Origin of the sequence: Enterobacter cloacae complex sp. IR53041 (genome assembly GCF_049238285.1) — a bacterium.
Lineage (GTDB): Bacteria > Pseudomonadota > Gammaproteobacteria > Enterobacterales > Enterobacteriaceae > Enterobacter > Enterobacter roggenkampii.
Window position 1 is genome coordinate 25,494 of the sequence record NZ_JBMKHB010000022.1, and the last position, 20,568, is coordinate 46,061.

18 protein-coding genes and 4 tRNA genes are annotated in these 20,568 nt (G+C 56.9%); 16 read left to right on the top strand and 6 right to left on the bottom strand.

The features are described 5' to 3' along the window. Nucleotides 1-3 precede the first annotated feature (3 nt). The 10 genes from rffA (at nt 4) to ACOTXF_RS16035 (ending at nt 7,698) form a co-directional block, all read left to right on the top strand. Complete coding sequence (gene rffA / locus ACOTXF_RS15990) at nt 4-1,134, top strand: dTDP-4-amino-4,6-dideoxygalactose transaminase (RefSeq protein WP_039025160.1); 1,131 nt, start codon at nt 4-6, stop codon at nt 1,132-1,134. A 1-nt stretch (nt 1,135) separates the two neighbouring features. Further along, nucleotides 1,136-2,386 (top strand): lipid III flippase WzxE, encoded by a 1,251-nt coding sequence (wzxE, locus tag ACOTXF_RS15995; RefSeq protein WP_023293572.1) that lies wholly within the window; start codon nt 1,136-1,138, stop codon nt 2,384-2,386. Next, nucleotides 2,383-3,462, top strand: a complete 1,080-nt coding sequence (locus ACOTXF_RS16000) for a TDP-N-acetylfucosamine:lipid II N-acetylfucosaminyltransferase (protein WP_045417676.1) — start codon at nt 2,383-2,385, stop codon at nt 3,460-3,462. Before wzxE ends, ACOTXF_RS16000 begins: the two co-directional genes overlap by 4 nt. After that, a complete protein-coding gene (gene wzyE / locus ACOTXF_RS16005) occupies nt 3,459-4,811 on the top strand; it encodes an ECA oligosaccharide polymerase (protein ID WP_008501555.1) in 1,353 nt (450 codons plus the stop codon). Before ACOTXF_RS16000 ends, wzyE begins: the two co-directional genes overlap by 4 nt. 12 nt (nt 4,812-4,823) lie before the next feature. Next, nucleotides 4,824-5,564: a lipopolysaccharide N-acetylmannosaminouronosyltransferase gene (wecG, locus tag ACOTXF_RS16010; RefSeq protein WP_008501554.1), complete on the top strand. Its 741-nt coding sequence runs from the start codon at nt 4,824-4,826 to the stop codon at nt 5,562-5,564. Nucleotides 5,565-5,761: 197 nt separating this feature from the next. Then, the gene (gene thrP / locus ACOTXF_RS16015; RefSeq protein WP_008501553.1) at nt 5,762-7,147 is read left to right on the top strand and encodes a bifunctional threonine/serine APC transporter ThrP; all 1,386 of its coding nucleotides are present in this window, start codon (nt 5,762-5,764) and stop codon (nt 7,145-7,147) included. Nucleotides 7,148-7,249: 102 nt separating this feature from the next. Continuing rightward, nucleotides 7,250-7,326, top strand: a tRNA-Arg gene (locus ACOTXF_RS16020). 67 nt (nt 7,327-7,393) lie between these two features. Continuing rightward, nucleotides 7,394-7,469: transfer RNA gene (locus ACOTXF_RS16025), tRNA-His, on the top strand. Nucleotides 7,470-7,490: 21 nt separating this feature from the next. Next, a tRNA-Leu gene (locus ACOTXF_RS16030) sits at nt 7,491-7,576 on the top strand. A 45-nt stretch (nt 7,577-7,621) separates the two neighbouring features. Further along, a tRNA-Pro gene (locus ACOTXF_RS16035) sits at nt 7,622-7,698 on the top strand. Nucleotides 7,699-8,204: 506 nt separating this feature from the next. Here the strand turns inward: ACOTXF_RS16035 and ACOTXF_RS16040 are convergent. The 5 genes from ACOTXF_RS16040 to hemC form a co-directional block, all read right to left on the bottom strand. After that, on the bottom strand, nt 8,205-9,416 hold the full coding sequence (locus tag ACOTXF_RS16040; protein ID WP_047745929.1) for an MFS transporter: 1,212 nt from the start codon (nt 9,414-9,416) through the stop codon (nt 8,205-8,207). Between the two features lie 172 nt (nt 9,417-9,588). Next, entirely contained in the window at nt 9,589-10,788 is a 1,200-nt protein-coding gene (gene hemY / locus ACOTXF_RS16045) for a protoheme IX biogenesis protein HemY (protein WP_232927034.1), read from the bottom strand. A gap of 2 nt (nt 10,789-10,790) precedes the next feature. Next, nucleotides 10,791-11,987 carry a uroporphyrinogen-III C-methyltransferase gene (gene hemX, locus ACOTXF_RS16050; protein ID WP_045417670.1) on the bottom strand — a complete coding sequence of 399 codons (1,197 nt, stop codon included), beginning with the start codon at nt 11,985-11,987 and terminating at the stop codon, nt 10,791-10,793. 20 nt (nt 11,988-12,007) lie between these two features. Continuing rightward, nucleotides 12,008-12,748, bottom strand: a complete 741-nt coding sequence (hemD, locus tag ACOTXF_RS16055; protein WP_232927014.1) for a uroporphyrinogen-III synthase — start codon at nt 12,746-12,748, stop codon at nt 12,008-12,010. After that, complete coding sequence (gene hemC, locus ACOTXF_RS16060; protein ID WP_032635435.1) at nt 12,745-13,686, bottom strand: hydroxymethylbilane synthase; 942 nt, start codon at nt 13,684-13,686, stop codon at nt 12,745-12,747. Before hemC ends, hemD begins: the two co-directional genes overlap by 4 nt. 349 nt (nt 13,687-14,035) lie before the next feature. Here hemC and cyaA point away from each other — a divergent pair, with 349 nt between their 5' ends. Continuing rightward, a complete protein-coding gene (gene cyaA, locus ACOTXF_RS16065; protein ID WP_045417664.1) occupies nt 14,036-16,579 on the top strand; it encodes a class I adenylate cyclase in 2,544 nt (847 codons plus the stop codon). Nucleotides 16,580-16,670: 91 nt separating this feature from the next. Here cyaA and cyaY read toward each other — a convergent pair whose 3' ends face one another. Next, the gene (gene cyaY, locus ACOTXF_RS16070; protein WP_039025154.1) at nt 16,671-16,991 is read right to left on the bottom strand and encodes an iron donor protein CyaY; all 321 of its coding nucleotides are present in this window, start codon (nt 16,989-16,991) and stop codon (nt 16,671-16,673) included. 135 nt (nt 16,992-17,126) lie between these two features. Between cyaY and lptM the strand changes: the two genes are divergently transcribed. Genes lptM through yigB form a run of 5 tightly spaced genes read left to right on the top strand, consistent with a single transcriptional unit; the run spans nt 17,127 to nt 20,509 of the window. Further along, the gene (gene lptM, locus ACOTXF_RS16075; RefSeq protein WP_021242847.1) at nt 17,127-17,330 is read left to right on the top strand and encodes an LPS translocon maturation chaperone LptM; all 204 of its coding nucleotides are present in this window, start codon (nt 17,127-17,129) and stop codon (nt 17,328-17,330) included. A 35-nt stretch (nt 17,331-17,365) separates the two neighbouring features. Further along, nucleotides 17,366-18,190, top strand: coding sequence for a diaminopimelate epimerase (gene dapF / locus ACOTXF_RS16080; RefSeq protein WP_008501545.1), 825 nt, complete (start codon nt 17,366-17,368; stop codon nt 18,188-18,190). Further along, a complete protein-coding gene (locus tag ACOTXF_RS16085) occupies nt 18,187-18,894 on the top strand; it encodes a DUF484 domain-containing protein (protein ID WP_008501544.1) in 708 nt (235 codons plus the stop codon). Before dapF ends, ACOTXF_RS16085 begins: the two co-directional genes overlap by 4 nt. Further along, nucleotides 18,891-19,793, top strand: a complete 903-nt coding sequence (gene xerC / locus ACOTXF_RS16090; protein WP_023345086.1) for a tyrosine recombinase XerC — start codon at nt 18,891-18,893, stop codon at nt 19,791-19,793. The genes ACOTXF_RS16085 and xerC overlap by 4 nt, the downstream gene beginning before the upstream one ends. Next, nucleotides 19,793-20,509 carry a 5-amino-6-(5-phospho-D-ribitylamino)uracil phosphatase YigB gene (gene yigB / locus ACOTXF_RS16095; protein ID WP_047745932.1) on the top strand — a complete coding sequence of 239 codons (717 nt, stop codon included), beginning with the start codon at nt 19,793-19,795 and terminating at the stop codon, nt 20,507-20,509. The genes xerC and yigB overlap by 1 nt, the downstream gene beginning before the upstream one ends. The last annotated feature ends 59 nt before the right edge of the window (nt 20,510-20,568 follow it).

A 20,568-nucleotide genomic window follows, 5' to 3' on the forward strand; every position in this document is an offset into this window, starting at 1 on the left:
AAGATGATTCCATTTAACGCACCACCCGTCGTCGGAACGGAACTCGACTATATGCAGTCTGCCATGGGCAGCGGCAAACTCTGCGGTGACGGCGGTTTCACCCGTCGCTGCCAGCAGTGGATGGAACAGCGTTTTCGCAGCGCCAAAGTACTGCTGACCCCGTCCTGTACGGCATCGCTGGAAATGGCCGCGCTGCTGCTGGATATCCAGCCCGGCGATGAAGTGATCATGCCGAGCTACACCTTCGTTTCCACGGCGAATGCGTTTGTCCTGCGCGGGGCGAAAATCATCTTTGTGGATATCCGCCCGGATACCATGAACATTGATGAGACGCTGATTGAAGCGGCGATCACCGACAAAACGCGCGCGATCGTGCCGGTTCACTACGCAGGTGTGGCCTGTGAAATGGACACCATCATGGCCATCGCCAAAAAACATAACCTGTTTGTGGTGGAAGATGCCGCCCAGGGCGTGATGTCGACCTACAAGGGACGCGCGCTGGGCACCATCGGCCACATCGGCTGCTTTAGCTTCCACGAAACCAAAAACTACACGGCAGGCGGAGAGGGTGGCGCGACGCTGATTAACGACCGGGCACTCGTGGAGCGTGCGGAAGTGATCCGCGAAAAAGGCACCAACCGCAGCCAGTTCTTCCGCGGCCAGGTAGACAAATATACCTGGCGCGATATTGGCTCCAGCTATCTGATGGCGGATCTGCAGGCCGCGTACCTCTGGGCGCAGCTGGAAGCCGCGGATCGCATCAACCTGCAGCGTCTCTCCCTGTGGCAAACCTATTACGATGCGCTGGAACCTCTGGCAAAAGCCGGGCGTATTGCGCTGCCAACGATTCCGGCGGATTGCGTCCACAACGCGCACATGTTCTACATCAAGCTGCGCGATAACGACGACCGCAGCGAGCTCATCGCCTGGCTGAAAGAAGCCGAAATTATGGCGGTGTTCCACTATATCCCGCTGCACTCCAGTCCGGCGGGCGAAGCGTTTGGAACGTTCGCGGGTGAAGACCGTTACACCACCAAAGAAAGTGAGCGTTTGCTTCGTCTGCCACTGTTCTACAACCTCGCGCCAGTTAACCAGCGTACGGTGATTAATACCCTCCTGAGTTATTTCGGCTGATATGTCTCTGGCAAAAGCATCGGTGTGGACCGCCGCGTCCACGCTTGTAAAAATTGGGGCCGGGCTGTTGGTCGTCAAGCTCCTGGCCGTCTCATTTGGCCCGTCAGGAGTGGGGCTGGCGGGTAATTTCCGTCAGCTTGTCACCGTCCTTGGCGTGCTGGCTGGTGCCGGTATCTTCAACGGCGTCACCAAATACGTTGCGCAGTATCATGATGATGCGGCCCAGCTCCGCAGGGTGGTGGGCACCTCCTCGGCGATGGTCACGGGTTTTTCGACCCTGATGGCGATCATCTTTCTGCTGGCGGCGGCGCCCATCAGCCAGGGATTATTCGGCCACACCCACTATCAGGGGCTGGTGCGTCTGGTCGCATTGGTGCAGATGGGGATTGCCTGGGCTAACCTGCTGCTGGCGCTGATGAAAGGGTTTCGTGATGCTGCCGGAAACGCGATTGCCTTAATCCTGGGCAGCGTTATCGGCGTGATTGCCTATTATTTCTGCTATCGCCTGGGGGGCTATGAAGGCGCACTGCTGGGGCTGGCGCTGGTTCCGGCGCTGGTGGTTGTGCCTGCGGCATTTATGCTGATGCGTCGGGGCGTCATTCCGCTGAGCTACCTGAAACCGCAATGGGACTCGATGCTTGCCAGCCAACTGGGTAAATTTACCCTGATGGCGCTCATCACCTCCGTCACGCTGCCGGTGGCCTACGTGATGATGCGAAACCTGCTGGCGGCGCACTATAGCTGGGATGAGGTCGGGATCTGGCAGGGCGTAAGCAGTATTTCCGATGCCTATCTTCAGTTTATTACGGCTTCCTTTAGCGTTTACCTGCTGCCAACCCTGTCGCGTCTGACGTCCAGACAGGACATAACGCGCGAGATTTTCCGATCGCTGCGCTTTGTATTGCCGGCCGTCGCGGCTGCCAGCTTTACCGTCTGGTTATTGCGCGATGTCGCCATCTGGCTGCTGTTCTCGGCGAAGTTCACCGCCATGCGCGATCTCTTTGCCTGGCAGCTGGTGGGTGATGTACTGAAAGTGGGGGCTTACGTTTTCGGCTATCTGGTGATCGCGAAAGCGTCCCTTCGGCTCTATATCCTGGCGGAAATTAGCCAGTTTGTTTTACTGACGGCATTTTCACACTGGCTGATACCTACGCACGGTGCGCTGGGGGCGGCTCAGGCCTACATGGCAACTTATATCGTTTATTTCGCCGCCTGTTGCGGTGTATTTTTATTGTGGCGTAAACGCGCATGACTGCACTGATTCACATCCTGGGATCGGATATCCCACACCATAACCAGACCGTTTTGCGGTTCTTCAACGACGAGCTGGCATCGGGAGATCCTGATGCGCGTGAGTTTATGGTTGCAGGTCAGGATAAGGGCCTGAGCGAGGCGTTTCCGGCACTGACGATTCGCTTCTGGCCGGATAAGGCCTCACTGGCGAAGGCGGTGGTTGCCAAAGCCAAAGCGGATCGTAAGCAACGTTTCTTTTTCCACGGGCAGTTCAATACCGGCCTGTGGCTGGCGCTTCTCAGCGGAGGGATTAAACCCTCCCAGTGCAGCTGGCATATCTGGGGAGCCGATCTTTATGAAGTCTCCCGCGGCTGGAAATTCCGTCTTTTTTATCCCCTGCGCCGCATGGCTCAGGGGCGCGTAGGTTGCGTTTTTGCTACCCGCGGCGATCTCAACTATTTTGCTAAACAGCACCCGAACGTGCGCGGCGAGTTGCTCTATTTCCCCACCCGCATGGATCCGGCGCTGAATGCCATGGCGAATGACGCGGTGCGAGAAGGCAAGCTGACGATTCTGGTGGGGAATTCCGGCGATCGCAGTAACGAACATGTCGCGGCGCTCAGGGCGGTGCATCAGCAGTTTGGCGACACGGTGAACGTGGTTGTGCCGATGGGCTATCCCGCCAACAACAACGCCTATATCGACGAGGTTCGTCAGCAGGGGCTGGCGCTGTTTAGCGCTGAAAATCTACACATCCTCAGCGATAAGCTGGAATTTGATGACTATCTTGCGCTGCTGAGAAAATGCGATCTCGGTTATTTCATCTTTGCCCGGCAGCAGGGGATTGGCACGCTGTGCCTGCTGATTCAGGCAGGTGTACCGTGCGTGCTCAACCGCGACAACCCGTTCTGGCAGGACATGGCCGAGCAGCACATTCCGGTGCTGTTTACCTCAGACACGCTGAATGTCGAGGTGGTACGTGAAGCTCAACGTCAGCTCACGCTGGTGGATAAAAACAGCATCGATTTTTTCAGCCCGAATTATCTCACGCCGTGGCACCGCGCGCTGCGTATCGCTGCAGGAGACAAAGCATGAGTCAGTTGCAATTCAGCGGCTTACTGGTTGTCTGGCTTCTGAGCAGCCTGTTCATCGCCACGCTCACCTGGTTTGAATTCCGGCGCGTGCGCTTCAACTTTAACGTCTTCTTCTCGTTACTGTTTCTGCTGACGTTCTTTTTCGGCTTCCCGTTGACCAGCATACTGGTCTTCCGTTTTGACGTGAGCGTCGCGCCGCCGGACATTCTGCTCCAGGCGCTTCTGGCGGCGACCTGCTTCTATGCGGTCTACTACGTCACCTATAAAACGCGTCTGCGTTCAGCGCAGGCTGCAGCCCCACGCCGGGCGCTCTTTACCATGAATCGGGTGGAAACCCACCTGACATGGGTGATGCTGATGACTATCGCCCTGGTCAGCGTTGGCATCTTCTTCATGCATAACGGCTTCCTGCTTTTTAAACTCCACTCCTACAGCCAGATTTTTTCGGCAGAAGTCTCGGGCGTGGCGCTTAAGCGTTTCTTCTACTTCTTCATCCCGGCGATGCTGGTGATCTTCTTCCTGCGCCAGGACAGCAAAGCGTGGCTGTTCTTCCTGGTCAGTACCGTCGCATTTGGCATCCTGACCTACATGATTGTGGGCGGTACGCGCGCGAACATCATCATCGCCTTCGCGATCTTCCTGTTTATCGGCATTATCCGCGGCTGGATCTCGCTCTGGATGCTGGTTGCAGCAGGCGTGTTTGGCATTGTGGGGATGTTCTGGCTGGCGCTAAAGCGCTACGGGATGAACGTGGCGGGTGATGAGGCGTTTTACACGTTCCTTTACCTCACGCGCGATACGTTCTCGCCATGGGAAAACCTGGCACTGCTGCTGCAAAATTACGACAAGATTGATTTCCAGGGGCTGGCGCCGATTGTTCGCGACTTCTACGTCTTTATCCCTTCCTGGCTATGGCCGGACCGTCCTGGCGTGGTGCTGAATACGGCGAATTACTTCACCTGGGAAGTGCTGAACAACCATTCCGGTCTGGCAATTTCACCCACGCTGCTCGGTTCCCTGGTGGTGATGGGCGGGGCATGGTTCATTCTGCCCGGTGCGGTTGCCGTGGGGCTGATTATCAAGTGGTTCGACTGGCTTTACCTGCGTGGCAATGAAGAGACCAACCGCTATAAAGCGGCCATTTTGCACAGTTTCTGCTTTGGTGCCATTTTCAATATGATCGTTCTCGCGCGCGAAGGTCTGGACTCGTTCGTTTCGCGCGTGGTGTTCTTCATGGTCGTTTTCGGCATCTGCCTGTTACTGGCCAAACTGTTGTACTGGCTGTTTGACAGCGCCGGGCTTGTGCACAGGCGCGAGCGGCAGGGCAGCACAACGCTGTCGCAAGTCTGAGTAAGGATAGTAATGACTGATAGAATTTCTGCACCGCGCTATGCGCTACGTGGTCTGCAGCTGATTGGCTGGCGCGACATGCAGCACGCGCTGGATTTTCTGTTCGCCGACGGCCAGATGAAATCCGGTACGCTGGTGGCCATCAACGCGGAAAAGATGCTGGCGGTTGAGGATAACGCGGAAGTCAAAAGCCTGATAGACGCGGCCGAATTTAAATACGCGGACGGGATCAGCGTGGTTCGCTCTATCCGTAAAAAGTATCCTGACGCTAATGTGTCCCGCGTGGCGGGTGCCGATCTCTGGGAGCAGCTTATGGCCCGTGCAGGCGCGCAGGGAACGCCCGTGTTCCTGATTGGCGGGAAGCCGGAGATACTGGCCCAGACGGAAGAGAAACTGCGTCGTCAATGGAATGTTAATATTGTCGGCAGCCAGGATGGTTACTTCAAACCGGAAGATCGGCAGGCGCTGTTTGAGCGCGTTCGTGACAGCGGGGCGAAGATTGTCACCGTGGCGATGGGGTCCCCGCGCCAGGAGATCCTGATGCGTGACTGTCGTCTGGTCTGCCCGGATGCCCTCTACATGGGCGTTGGCGGCACATATGACGTCTTTACCGGCCACGTCAAGCGTGCGCCAGCGGTCTGGCAACATCTGGGGCTGGAGTGGCTGTATCGCCTGCTATCGCAGCCGACACGCATTAAACGACAGATCCGTCTGCTTCGCTACCTCGCCTGGCATTACACCGGGAAAATGTAATCAAAATGTAGCGCGATATGCTATTCGCGCTGCAACTCGCCTGCAAAACTGCTGATAATCTGTGCAATGCATTCATTTTTTTTATGCATCGTTTGCCATTTGGCACATTTTAAGAAACCATTCGCTCCGTATTTTAGTCCCCCTAAAAAACAATACCCGGTCTTAAGTCGGGAAACAGCAAACACAATCGAGGATCTATGGCAGAGAAAAAACCGGAGCTACAGCGTGGGCTGGAAGCTCGTCATATTGAACTGATAGCGCTGGGCGGCACTATCGGCGTGGGCCTGTTTATGGGCTCCGCCAGCACGCTCAAGTGGGCAGGCCCTTCCGTATTACTGGCGTACATTATTGCCGGGCTGTTTGTTTTCTTCATCATGCGTTCCATGGGCGAAATGCTCTTCCTGGAGCCGGTAACCGGCTCCTTCGCCGTTTACGCGCACCGGTATATGAGCCCCTTTTTCGGCTACCTGACTGCCTGGTCATACTGGTTCATGTGGATGGCGGTGGGCATCTCCGAGATCACCGCGATAGGGGTCTACGTCCAGTTCTGGTTCCCGGACATGGCCCAGTGGATACCCGCGCTTATTGCCGTGGGGCTGGTGGCGCTGGCAAACCTGGCCGCCGTGCGTCTTTATGGTGAGATCGAGTTCTGGTTCGCGATGATTAAAGTCACCACCATCATCGTGATGATTGTTGTTGGCCTGGGCGTGATTTTCTTCGGCTTTGGCAACGGTGGACACGCTATCGGTTTCGGTAACCTGACCGAAAACGGCGGCTTCTTTGCCGGCGGCTGGAAGGGTTTCCTGACGGCGCTGTGTATCGTTGTGGCTTCGTATCAGGGCGTAGAGCTGATCGGTATTACTGCCGGTGAAGCGAAAAATCCTCAGGTCACGCTGCGTAGCGCGGTGGGCAAAGTGCTGTGGCGCATCCTGATTTTCTATGTGGGCGCGATCTTCGTTATCGTAACCATCTTCCCGTGGAACGAAATTGGCACGACGGGTAGCCCGTTTGTTTTAACCTTTGCCAAAATTGGTATCACGGCGGCGGCGGGCATCATTAACTTTGTGGTCCTGACGGCAGCGCTGTCAGGGTGTAACAGCGGGATGTACAGCTGTGGGCGTATGCTCTATGCGCTCTCGAAGAATAACCAGCTGCCTGCGGCGATGAGCAAAGTGTCACGTGCTGGCGTGCCGGTGGCGGGCGTGGCGGTTTCGATTGCGATCCTGCTGATTGGTTCTTGCCTGAATTACATCATTCCCAATCCGCAGCGGGTGTTCGTTTACGTCTACAGCGCCAGCGTCCTGCCGGGCATGGTGCCGTGGTTTGTTATCCTCATCAGCCAGCTGCGTTTCCGTCATGCGCATAAAAAGGCGATTGAAAGCCATCCGTTCCGTTCAATTCTGTTCCCGTATGCGAACTATTTAACGATGGCGTTCCTGATTTGCGTATTAATCGGAATGTACTTTAATGAAGATACCCGCATGTCGCTGTTTGTCGGGATGATCTTCCTGGCCGCTGTAACGGCTGCCTATAAGCTTTTTGGTCTCGGTCGCCGTGCCACCACGCAGAAAGTGGAGGAATAAGCGGCAAAATGTGCAAACGATAACCAAACGCGCATTTTTTTCAAAAAAGCACTAGACAGCGGGGACGGAGGTACGTAATATCCAGCCCCGCAACGGCGCTAAGCGCCCGTAGCTCAGCTGGATAGAGCGCTGCCCTCCGGAGGCAGAGGTCTCAGGTTCGAATCCTGTCGGGCGCGCCATTTTAGTCCCGGCGCTAGAGCTGCGGTGGTCTGAGAAGTAGTCAGTACCGCGTGAAAGAATACAGTGGTGGCTATAGCTCAGTTGGTAGAGCCCTGGATTGTGATTCCAGTTGTCGTGGGTTCGAATCCCATTAGCCACCCCATTATTGAAAGAGTTGTGAATTGCGAAGGTGGCGGAATTGGTAGACGCGCTAGCTTCAGGTGTTAGTGTCCTTAGGATGTGGGGGTTCGAGTCCCCCCCCTCGCACCACGACTTTTTAAATGAATTGAACTAAAAATTCAAAAAGCAGTACATCGGCGAGTAGCGCAGCTTGGTAGCGCAACTGGTTTGGGACCAGTGGGTCGGAGGTTCGAATCCTCTCTCGCCGACCAATTTTGAACCCCGCTTCGGCGGGGTTTTTTGTTTTGTGCCACTTTTCACCCCTGTAGTGATTCCCCGACAGCGCCCTGTTTCATTGTCGCGATTCAGCGACATATAATTCATTGAAAATAAACATATTTACTATCCATAGGTTTTGCTGTCTCCTCCTGGCGACATATTTCTGCGTTGACCGATATGTTGTAGCGATTAAGACGACGCTTAACAGCATAATTTCCTATTATCTTAAAATGTTGCGTCATGTAAAAGTTCTGCGTGTCATGTTGGCACGTTACGTGCAATAATATGCGTGTAGATGCTCATTCCATCTCTTATGTTCGCCTTCGTGCCTCATAAACTCCGGAATGACGCAGAGCCATTTACGGTGCTTATCGTCCACTGACAGATGTCGCTTCGGCCTCATCAGACACCATGGACATAACGTTGAGTGAAGCACCAAATATGTTGTCTTACAGACCTGTTTTAACGCCTGCTTTTATAGCAGGCGTTTTTTTATGCCTTATTCCCGGTACCTGCGCACGATCAGGGCAACCATCATAAGGGCCACTGACGAGACGGCATAGAGTGCGGCTACCGAGCCAAACCCGGCAGCCACTGCCGCTGCGATGCCGGTGAAGAGAGAGGCGCTGAGCGTTTGCCAGCGCCAGGCTTTACCACTGGCCGAAGCGGTTTGCGTAATATGAAAACTACTGAGAACGCCAAACGTCCCGGCCGCGAACAGAACATTCGAAGCCAGATGCGCGATAAAGATCATCCCCAGCGCACATGCCATCCACCCGGACAACAACGGCAGCATTCCATAAGCGGCCAGAAAGATGCCGAGACAAACGATGATGCGTGGCGTGCGAGCGGCAAAGCGCGTCAGGCTCTCTTTTTTTAGCAACATGGGGCCGCAAAGCTGTCCCAGGCTCCTGGCGAAAAGCAGCGGCAGAGCAAGGCCCGCCGCATCCTGAGGATGGAGTTGCTGTGCCAGTGCCGGAAGCAGTGCCATGGCCGGCGAGCCGACGGCCGCCAGCGCTGGCAGGATGAGCAGGCTGCGTTTCTGCCGAACGGTCAACGTCCGCCAGCGTAATGCCGCAGGGGCTTCCTCTTCCTCGAGGGACGGGAGTGATGGCGCAGAAAACCGGCGTCCAGCCAGCCATAGCATGAGCAGTGACCCGAGAAAGCTGGCGGCATCAATGGCCAGCAGAGTAAATACGGATATCTTCTGAAACAGCATCACGCCCAGGCCGGTCCCCAGCAAAACCTGAGAAGCAAAAATCACATTTTCCAGACAGGTCGCAGTAGGCAGCTCCGCTTCGCTGAGACCGCGCTTGAAGAGCAACGTCAGCGCGGGCCAGCTCATCCCGCTGAGCAGCGCTTCGGTGGATTGCACGGCGAGTAACGCGGTAACGCTGTGATAACCCACACCAAGGAGGGGAAAGAGCAGGGCGAGCAATCCCAGCGCCTCGCTCAGTATCAGCAGGGCGATCGGAGAACATCGGGAGCACAGCTTTTCGCCGATCGTACTCCCGATAAACCCCGGTACCGTAGCGAAAAGAAAAGCGAGGGTGAGCAGTGCGGGCGGGGCTGACCATGCTAACAGCAAGCCGAAGACCACGACCTGGGTTAAGCCATTCCCCAGCGAAGAAAAGATAAAAGCACAAGCAAGGAGGCGCAGCCAGCGGTGGCAGCGCAGCGCTTCAATCAGCGCATAGAGAAGCGAGTTCATGACGATTTCCTTTCAAAAACGATTTAATCCACGCTGCAGAATGTGCGCGTGTGTGAGAAAAAGTTAATGAAAAGAGATCGTTACATTGGCGTTTTCGTTAGCGGATATAGGTGTAAAGAATGTAGCAGCAGAAAGGCGATAAAAAAAGGAGGCCGTCTGGCCTCCTTTTTATTTACTGCTGGGTACCGTTGTTTTGCAGGGTCAGCAACAGCCCGTCACGGCGCATGGCGGCGGCCTCTTCCGGCTTATGCTGCTTGTCCAGCGTATCGGCAAGCCAGGCGTAGTCGAAGGCGTCCGGACGCTGCTTCAGCGCTGCACGGAAGGCGAGGCTCGCCTCCTGCCATTCGCCGTGCTTCATCAACGACTGGCCGAGCGTGCTCCACAGCAGCGGGCGATCGCCAACGGTTTTAATCTGCTGACGCAGCACTTTTTCGATTTGCTCAGGATTGTTGGTTTTCAGGCGCGGGATCACCATCACCAGGCGATCGTCGTACTGGCGCTTCAGACCGTCGAGGAGGATCTCCTGAGCCGTGTCGTGATCGTCACACTCGATGAGATGTTCCGCCATCGCCACCTGCAGAGGAACCTGCTGGCGCGTTTTACGGCTCTGATTCTTCCACCAGTTTTTCAGACCGTCGCTGCCCAGGTCAGCGCGCGCCTGATCCATCAGGCCAATCCACGCCAGACGCTGAAGCTCGTCACGATGTTCATCGTCGCCCACCTCGGCCTTCGCCATCGATGGAATGATGTCCAGCAGTGAGCCCCAGGCGCCGGTACGAATATAGGCCTGCTCGGCAAGACGCAGCACTTCCGGATGACGCGGCGCGACTTCCAGCAGACGGTCGATACCGTGGCGAGCCGCGTGATTCTCATTGCGTGCCAGCTGCAGACGAACGCGCGTGATTTCCACCGGAATCGGGTCGCCGTGAGCCAGCTCAGCCGCTCGCTCCAGGTGCTGATTAGCGCGGGCTTCGTCACCGCGCTGCTGCGCTGCTTCGGCCGCCAGCAGATAGTTCACCACCGGCTGTTCGGCGTGGTCGGCGTTTTTCGACATCAGCTTTTCAACCTGCTGATAGTCACCCTCTGCGAGCTTAAGCAGCGCCTGCTCGGTCTGTTTACGGGCGCGGCGGCGCTTACGGCCAACGAACCAGCCGCGGGTATGGGCGCCGGTACGGAAAATACGGCGCAGGATCCACTCGATCGCAAACAGCACCACCACGCCGAGGATCAGAATGATCGTCAGACCCGTTACGCTGGTTTCAATGTTGTAGTTATCGGTCTGGATCAGGACGTAACCCTGATGACCCGCAAGCATAGGCCCCAGGACGATCCCGGCGATCAGCAGGATGAAGAGTAAGAGGACTTTTAGCATCATTACTCTCCCTGCGGTGCGCTTTCAGGCGCAGGAGCCGGAGCAGGTGCTGCTCCGCTCGTCTGCTCTGCCGGTACGCCCGGCTGTGCCAGCAGGTTACGTACGCGCGTCTGCATCAGTTTCTCCAGAATCGGCTGGCTGGCCAGCTTATCCGGCACGTTCATGGTGATGTTCTGCTGGCTGAGCTTATCAATGTCTTCGAGGAAGGCGGTGGTCGTCGCATCATCGGTGTTGTAGTAGGCGCGTACCCACGTTGAGACGTTATCCAGCGCCTGTTTGTAGGTCTCTTCCTGATGACGCGGCACGGCCTGGGCAGCGACCAGCAGGCGGGAACGAATGTTCTCGCGCAGATAGATGTCCTGGTTCGGTGCGAGCAGCGGTACGGCAGTTTCGTCGCGACGGCGGACAGTAATAAAGCTGTCCATAAAGTTCTGCCAGCTTTTTTGCAGGTTAATGCGCCATTCGCTCAGGGAGCTCGAAAGCTCGGTACCGTCGGAATCCATCGGGGAGTCGTCGTCGTTATTATCCGCCAGCTGCAGGTTATCAATCTGATTCGACAGCTGATTCACTTTAAGGATAATGCCGTCGTAATCCACCTGCGAGACGGCGGAGAGGCTGGCGATGTCTTCGGTAATCGCGCGACGGGCGGTAATAAGGCTTGGGTCGTTCATGTCCGCCAGGCTTGCATCAGCGCTTTTCAACAGCGCGGCAGCGGTGGTGACGTCCTGATCGCTCCAGAGCTTACGTCCGGCGAGCTTCACCAGGAAGTCAGCCTGCGAGAGCAGCCAGGTTTTGGCATCGGTACCGGAAATGGTGGCGACTTTCTGCTGTACTTCACCCAGCTGTTTGGTCAGCTCTTCCTGTTTGCTGTTCGCTTCGGCAAGCGCGGCGGCCTGCTGCTTAATCACGGCTTCCAGCTCGGTTTTCTGCGTCTCCTGCTCTTTTTGCAGGGCAGTGAGCTGATTCACCAGCGCATCGCTGGTGGACGTCTGGTTAGCGCTCTGTTGCTTCACCAGCCCGTACAGGCCAACCCCCGCTGCCAGCGCAATGGCGATGGCAATCGCGCTCAGCGTGAGGCTTGTTTTGTTGCTGCCGTTTTTCTTCTCAGCGGTTTTCTCAGTCGTCTCTGGCTGTGGCGTCGTCTCCACAGTCTCCCTGGTCTCTTCAACCACGGCGGAGGATTTGTCGTGTTCCGTCATTATGGCTTCCCATTTGAGAGTTATTGTAATGCGCGCAGCAGCGCATCGTTGTCGGCGTTATCAGCGATCCGAATATCCTGCCAGCCCAGTTCCCGGGCCTGGTTCGCCAGACGCTCACTGACGACCAGAAGCCGACAGCGGAGTAACCAGTTTTCGCGATACCAAAGCGGTATCAGCGCCCAAAGCTGTTGTAACATTTCACCGCTGGTGACCACCAGCGTATTGATGCCTCGCGCGTGCCAGCGCATCGCCTCTTCCGCGCCATCGTAGTGTTTTGCACAGCGCTGATAGCACTCAACGAACGTCACGTTCGCACCACGTTCACGCAGCGTTTCGCCCAGCAGCTCGCGCCCCCCATTGCCGCGCAAAATGAGCGCACGCTTTCCGGCAACAGTTTGTAATTCAGGTAATTGTAGCAAGACTTCAGTGATTTCCCGATCTAACGGGTAACGAACGTCCGCGCCGCTTACGGTATGCAGCGCCAGTGCCGTTGTGCGGCCAATCGCGAAATAGCCGGGGGCGGCTGGCCAGGCCATGTCCTGCTGCTGCAGCTGTGCGTGGGCAAATTCCACGGCATGCTGCGACAGCGCAAACAGCAGGTCACCGTCCTGAAGGGTATTCATCTGGTCGGCGAGCGCAGAGAGCTCGCGACCGGGGGAGAATTCAATGAGCGGAAAACTCCAGGCCACCTGCCCCAGTGCGCGCAGACGGCTCACTAACTGCTCTCCTGCGGGAGAAGGGCGGGTGACGAGAATACTCATGCAGGGGGCTCTCCATTATATACGTCAGCCAGGATCTCGCGGGCGCCGTTATCCAGTAACTCTTCCGCCAGCGACACGCCAAGCTGCTCGGCATCTTGCGCGTTACCGCGACGTTCGCCGCGCACCATCTGCGAACCGTCCGGGGCGCCTACCAGCGCGCGCAGCCACAGTTCGCCATTCGTCAATTCAGCATAGCTGCCAATTGGCACCTGGCACCCGCCTTCGAGGCGGGTATTCATCGCCCGCTCCGCTTTTACGCGCGTAGCGGTTTCGTCATGATTCAGTGGGGCAAGCAGCTCGCGGGTACGCACATCGTCCAGACGGCACTCGATGCCGACGGCACCCTGGCCAACAGCGGGCAGTGAGAGCTCTGGCGGCAGCGCTACGCGAATACGTTCTTCCAGCCCCAGACGCTTCAGGCCGGCAACGGCGAGGATAATGGCATCGTAATCGCCATTATCCAGCTTGCCCAGACGCGTGCCGACGTTACCGCGCAGCGAGCGGATGATCAGGTCAGGACGACGCTCCGCCAGCTGACACTGACGGCGTAAACTGGACGTGCCAACCACGCTACCCGCTGGCAGCGCGTCGAGCGAGTCATAGCGGTTAGAGACAAACGCATCGCGCGGATCTTCGCGCTCGCAGATGGTCACCAGCCCCAGCCCCTCCGGGAACTCGACGGGCACGTCTTTCATCGAATGTACGGCGATATCGGCGCGGTTCTCAAGCAATGCCAGTTCCAGTTCTTTGACGAACAGGCCCTTGCCGCCCACTTTCGCCAGCGGCGTATCGAGGATCACGTCACCGCGCGTGACCATCGGTACCAGCTCGACGCGCAATCCGCTGTGGCAGGCTTCCAGGCGCTGCTTCACATAATGTGCCTGCCAGAGCGCGAGAGGGCTTTGGCGTGTGGCAATTCTCAAAACATTGTCTAACATGCTTGTTACCGTCATTATCAATCGCTAACCATCCTAACATTGTTGACTCTGGGATGGCAGTTTTACGGTTGATGAAGCGCGAGAGGGACAAGGCGGCGTATTCGTCAGCCATAGCCGTATTCAGGAATTTACACGTACAGAACGGTGCTACACTTGTATGTAGCGCATCTTTCTTTACGGTCAATCGGCAAGGTGTTAAATTGATCACGTTTTAGACCATTTTTTCGTCGGTACCACTAAAAATGATAAGGGCGAAAAAGGGTAACGGTTATCTTTTTGAAATACTGCGGGTCCGCTGTTACTCGTGTTTTGAATAGCTGCGACACCCGGAAACATCAGGCGATACGTCTTGTACCTCTATATTGAGACTCTGAAACAGAGACTGGATGCCATAAATCAACTGCGTGTGGATCGCGCGCTTGCTGCTATGGGCCCTGCTTTCCAGCAGGTATACAGTCTGCTGCCGACATTATTGCACTATCACCACCCGCTGATGCCTGGCTACCTTGATGGTAACGTTCCCCAGGGCATTTGCCTTTTCACGCCTGATGAAACCCAACAGCATTATTTGAACGAGCTGGAACTCTACCGCGGCATGCCGCCGCAGGAGTCCCCAAAAGGTGAACTGCCGATTACCGGCGTTTACTCAATGGGGAGCACCTCATCGGTAGGGCAAAGCTGTTCTTCGGACCTGGACATCTGGGTCTGCCATCAGTCCTGGCTCGATAACGAAGAGCGTCAGCTGCTGCAGCGTAAATGCAGCCTGCTGGAGAGCTGGGCGGCATCGCTCGGTGTGGAAGTGAGCTTCTTCCTGATTGATGAAAACCGTTTCCGCCATAACGAAAGCGGCAGTCTGGGTGGTGAGGACTGCGGCTCGACCCAGCACATCCTGTTGCTGGATGAATTCTACCGTACTGCTGTGCGTCTGGCCGGGAAGCGTATTCTGTGGAATATGGTCCCGTGTGAAGAGGAAGAGCATTACGACGATTACGTCATGTCGCTTTACGCGCAGGGCGTACTGACGCCAAACGAATGGCTGGACCTCGGCGGTCTCAGCTCTCTGTCTGCGGAAGAGTACTTCGGCGCAAGCCTCTGGCAGCTCTATAAGAGTATCGACTCGCCGTACAAAGCGGTGCTCAAAACGCTGCTGCTTGAAGCCTATTCCTGGGAATACCCGACGCCGCGCCTGCTGGCGAAAGACATCAAGCAGCGACTGCACGACGGGGAAATCGTCTCCTTCGGGCTCGACGCCTACTGCATGATGCTGGAGCGCGTGACCGAATACCTGAAAGCCATTGATGACACTACGCGTCTTGACCTGGTGCGTCGATGTTTCTATCTCAAAGTCTGTGAGAAGTTGAGCCGCGAGCGCGCCTGCGTGGGCTGGCGTCGTGAAGTGGTCAGTCAGTTAGTCAAAGAGTGGGGATGGGACGAAGCGCGTCTGTCCATGCTCGACAACCGGGCCAACTGGAAAATCGATCAGGTGCGTGAAGCGCACAACGAACTGCTCGATGCGATGATGCAAAGCTACCGTAATCTGATCCGCTTTGCGCGCCGCAACAACCTCAGCGTTTCCGCCAGCCCGCAGGACATCGGGGTATTGACCCGTAAGCTGTACGCCGCGTTTGAAGCGCTGCCGGGTAAAGTCACGCTGGTTAACCCGCAGATTTCGCCTGACCTGTCAGAACCGAACCTGACGTTTATCTACGTGCCGCCGGGCCGCGCGAACCGCACCGGGTGGTATCTGTACAACCGTGCGCCAAGCATGGATTCCATCATCAGCCATCAGCCGCTGGAATATAACCGCTATCTGAACAAGCTGGTGGCCTGGGCCTGGTTTAACGGCCTGCTGACCTCGCGCACGCGCCTGTTTATCAAAGGCAACGAGGTGGTCGATCTCGCTAAGCTGCAGGAGATGGTCGCGGATGTGTCGCACCACTTCCCGCTGCGTCTGCCTGCGCCGACGCCAAAAGCGCTCTACAGCCCGTGTGAGATTCGCCATCTGGCGATCATCGTCAACCTGGAATACGACCCGACGGCGGCCTTCCGCAATCAGGTGGTCCATTTTGACTTCCGCAAGCTGGACGTCTTTAGCTTTGGCGAGCAGCAAAACTGTCTGGTGGGCAGCGTGGACCTGCTCTACCGCAACTCGTGGAACGAAGTGCGTACCCTGCACTTCAACGGCGAGCAGGCGATGATCGAAGCGCTGAAAACCATTCTTGGCAAGATGCACCAGGATGCCGCGCCGCCGGACAGCGTGGAAGTGTTCTGCTACAGCCAGCACCTGCGTGGATTGATTCGTACCCGCGTGCAGCAGCTGGTCTCCGAGTGTATTGAACTGCGTCTCTCCAGTACCCGTCAGGAAACCGGGCGCTTTAAAGCGCTGCGCGTCTCCGGCCAGACCTGGGGCCTGTTCTTTGAACGTCTCAACGTGTCGGTACAGAAGCTGGAAAACGCCATTGAATTCTACGGCGCGATTTCGCATAACAAGCTGCATGGCCTGTCGGTGCAGGTGGAAACCAACCACGTTAAGCTCCCGCAGGTGGTGGACGGCTTTGCCAGTGAAGGGATTATTCAGTTCTTCTTTGAAGAGTCGGGCGACGATGCCGGGTTCAACATCTACATTCTGGATGAGACCAACCGCGCCGAGGTGTATCACCATTGTGAAGGCAGTAAAGAGGAGCTGGTGCGCGACGTCAGCCGCTTCTACTCCTCTTCGCATGACCGCTTTACCTACGGCTCAAGCTTTATCAACTTTAACCTGCCGCAGTTCTACCAGATTGTGAACGTCGATGGCCGTGCGCAGGTGATCCCGTTCCGCACTCAGGCCGTCACGCCTGCCGCGCCTGCCAATCAGGACACCGCGCCGCTGTTGCAGCAGTATTTCTCCTGAGCCTTTTCGCCGGGTGGCGCTTACGCTTACCCGGCCTACGGTTCGAGCCGTTGTAGGCCCGGTAAGGCGCAGCCGCCACCGGGCAACAAAACTACCTGAAACTCACCGCCTCACCCGCCTGCGCGGTCGCGGCCTGTTCCAGCAGATCCCAGAACGGTACGCCGCTACGGTCGCACACCCACTCATCACCCTTCAGATCGAAGTGATAGCCGCCCTGTTTGGCCGCCAGCCACACCTGGTGAAGCGGCTCCTGGCGGTTAATAATAATTTTGCTGCCATTTTCGAAGCTCAGGGTCAGAATACCGCCGTTGATTTCACAATCGATATCGCTGTCGCCGTCCCAGTCGTCAAGACGCTCTTCGATGGTCATCCACAGGTTGTCGGCAAGGCGATGGAATTCACTGTCGTTCATGGTTTTGTTCCTGTTTTTCGTGATGCCGGCAGTATAACCCTAAATAATTCCCGTTGCAGGAAAGCGGCAAACTCTTGCTTTTGTGTCTTCTCCTGCGATGATAGAAACAGATTTGAACTTACGGGCAACTTTATAATGAAAAACGCTTTCCGAACGCTTGCCGTTCTCATCACGCTGTTTAGCCTGACTGGCTGCGGACTGAAGGGACCACTGTACTTTCCGCCTGCGGATAAAACCGCACCGCCGCCGACGAAACCGGTTAACAGCGGCATTGAGTCTTCCACGCCAGATACTAACGACCGTGGCGACAACGGCGGCCCGACTCAGGTTAATCTCTGACGACAACGTTCTGTACCCGCGCAATGGAGCAAATGATGCAGTTCTCTAAAATGCATGGCCTTGGCAACGATTTTATGGTCGTCGACGCGGTAACGCAGAATGTGTTTTTCTCACCGGAACTGATCCGTCGTCTGGCGGATCGGCATCTGGGCGTGGGGTTCGATCAGCTGCTGGTGGTTGAGCCGCCGTACGATCCCGACCTCGATTTCCACTACCGTATTTTTAACGCGGACGGCAGCGAAGTGAACCAGTGCGGCAACGGCGCGCGCTGTTTCGCCCGCTTTGTCCGCCTGAAAGGGCTGACTAACAAGCGTGATATTCGCGTCAGTACAGCCAATGGTCGCATGGTGCTCAGCGTCACCGATGATGAGCTGGTGCGCGTGAACATGGGCGAGCCTAACTTCGAGCCTTCCGTCGTGCCGTTTCGCGCAAACAAAGCGGAAAAGACCTATATTATGCGGGCGGCCGAGCAGACAGTATTGTGCGGCGTCGTCTCTATGGGTAACCCACACTGCGTGATTCAGGTTGATGATGTGGAAACTGCCGCGGTCGAAACGCTCGGCCCGGTGCTGGAAAGCCACGAACGTTTCCCGGAGCGCGCGAACATCGGTTTTATGCAGGTGGTGAAGCGCGAGCACATTCGTCTGCGGGTTTACGAGCGCGGTGCGGGCGAGACGCAGGCCTGCGGAAGCGGAGCCTGTGCGGCAGTGGCCGTGGGCATCTCCCAGGGGTTACTGGCTGAAGAGGTTCGCGTGGAATTACCGGGCGGTCGGCTTGATATCGCCTGGAAAGGACCGGGTCATCCACTGTATATGACGGGCCCGGCGGCACATGTCTATGACGGGTTTATCCATCTATGAAACAACCAGGGGAAGAACTGCAGGAAACAGTGACGGAACTGGACGACAGAGCTGTTGTTGATTATCTGCTGCGCAATCCTGAGTTTTTTATTCGCAATGCACGCGTCGTCGAAGAGATGCGCGTGCCGCATCCGGTTCGCGGAACCGTGTCGCTGGTGGAATGGCACATGGCGCGCGCGCGCAACCACATCAGCCAGCTTGAAGAGAACATGACGCTGCTGATGGAGCAGGCCAGCACCAATGAAAGCCTGTTCTATCGTCTGCTGCATCTGCAGGCGCGTCTGGCGTCGGCGCACAGTCTTGACGAGTTCCTCAGCCGCTTCCACCGCTGGGCCCGCGAGCTGGGGCTGGCGGGCGCAACGATTCGTCTTTTTCCTGACCGCTGGCGCATCGGCGCACCGTCGGGATTTACCCATCTGGCACTGAGCCGTCAGGCGTTTGAACCGCTGCGCATTCAGCGTCTGGGCCATGAGCACCACTATCTGGGGCCGCTTAACGGACCTGAGCTGCTGGTGGTGTTACCGGAGGCCAAAGCGATTGGCTCGGTGGCGATGTCGCTGATGGGGCGCGATGGCGATCTGGGCGTCATCTTATTTACCAGCCGCGACGCGCATCACTATGAGCAGGGGCAAGCCACGCACCTGCTGCAGGAGATCGCCCTGATGCTGCCTGAGCTGCTGGAGCGCTGGATTGAGCGCGTATGACGGACGGACTGCTCGCCACTGACGTCTCGCGCTTTCTGCGCTATCTCGGCGTGGAACGCCAGCTTAGCCCCATTACGCTGCTTAACTATCAGCGTCAGCTTGATGCCATCATGCAGATCGCCGACGAGATCGGCCTGAAAAGCTGGCAACAATGTGATGCTGCGACGGTACGCGGGTTTGTTGTGCGTAGCCGCAAAAAAAACCTCAGCCCGGCGAGCCTGGCGCTCAGGCTCTCAGCGCTGCGCAGCTTCTTCGACTGGCTGGTCAGCCAGGGGGGCTTAAAAGCCAACCCGGCAAAAGGGATCGCCACACCGAAAGCGCCGCGCCATCTGCCTAAAAATATTGACGTTGACGACGTAAACCGCCTGCTGGATATCGATCTGAACGATCCGCTGGCCGTGCGCGACCGCGCGATGCTGGAAGTAATGTACGGTGCCGGGCTGCGTCTGTCTGAACTCGTCAACCTCGACCTGAAGCATCTCGATCTGGAATCGGGCGAAGTGTGGGTAATGGGGAAGGGCAGCAAAGAGCGCCGTCTGCCGATTGGCCGCAATGCGGTCTCCTGGATTGAGCACTGGCTTGACCTGCGCGGGCTGTTTGGCACCGACGAAGATGCGCTGTTCCTGTCGAAACTCGGCAAGCGGATCTCGGCGCGTAACGTGCAGAAGCGCTTTGCGGAGTGGGGCATTAAGCAGGGGCTGAACAGCCACGTGCATCCCCACAAGCTGCGCCACTCTTTTGCAACACACATGCTTGAGTCGAGCGGCGATCTGCGCGGCGTGCAGGAACTGCTTGGCCACGCGAACCTGTCGACGACTCAAATTTATACCCACTTAGACTTCCAACACCTTGCCTCGGTGTATGACGCGGCACATCCACGCGCCAAACGGGGGAAATAATGCGTTTTTACCGCCCACTCGGTCAGATCTCAGCCCTGACGTTTGACCTTGATGACACTCTTTATGACAACCGCGAGGTGATCCTGCGTACCGAGCAGGAGTCCCTGGCGTTTGTGCAGAACTATCATCCCGCGCTGAAGACGATGCAGAACAAGGACTTCCAGAAGCTGCGTCAGTCCCTGCGGGAGACCGAGCCGGACATTTACCACGACGTGACCGAATGGCGTCGTCGCGCGGTTGAGCAGGCGATGCTGAATGTAGGCCTGAGCGCGCAGGATGCCGCGATTGGGGCGGAAGCGGCCATGGAAAACTTCGCCAAATGGCGCAGCCGTATCGACGTGCCGCAGGAAACCCACGACACGCTGGCGACGCTTGCCGAAAAGTGGCCGCTGGTGGCCATCACCAACGGCAATGCCCAGCCGGAGCTGTTCGGCCTCAGCGATTATTTTGAATTCGTGCTGCGAGCGGGTCCTCACGGGCGCGCGAAGCCGTTCAGCGACATGTACCATCTGGCAGCGGAGAAGCTTAACCTGCCGCTGGGTGAGATCCTGCACGTGGGCGATGACCTGACCACAGACGTGGCGGGCGCCATCCGCTGCGGCATGCAGGCCTGCTGGATCAAGCCGGAAAACGCTGACCTGATGAGCGCCTCCGATAGCCGTCTTCTGCCGCACGTGGAAATTTCGCGGTTGGCATCCCTCACGACGCTGATATAATCACCAGTAATATTGTATAAATTACCAGGGTTTTGCAGTTGTAGGCCCGGTAAGCGAAG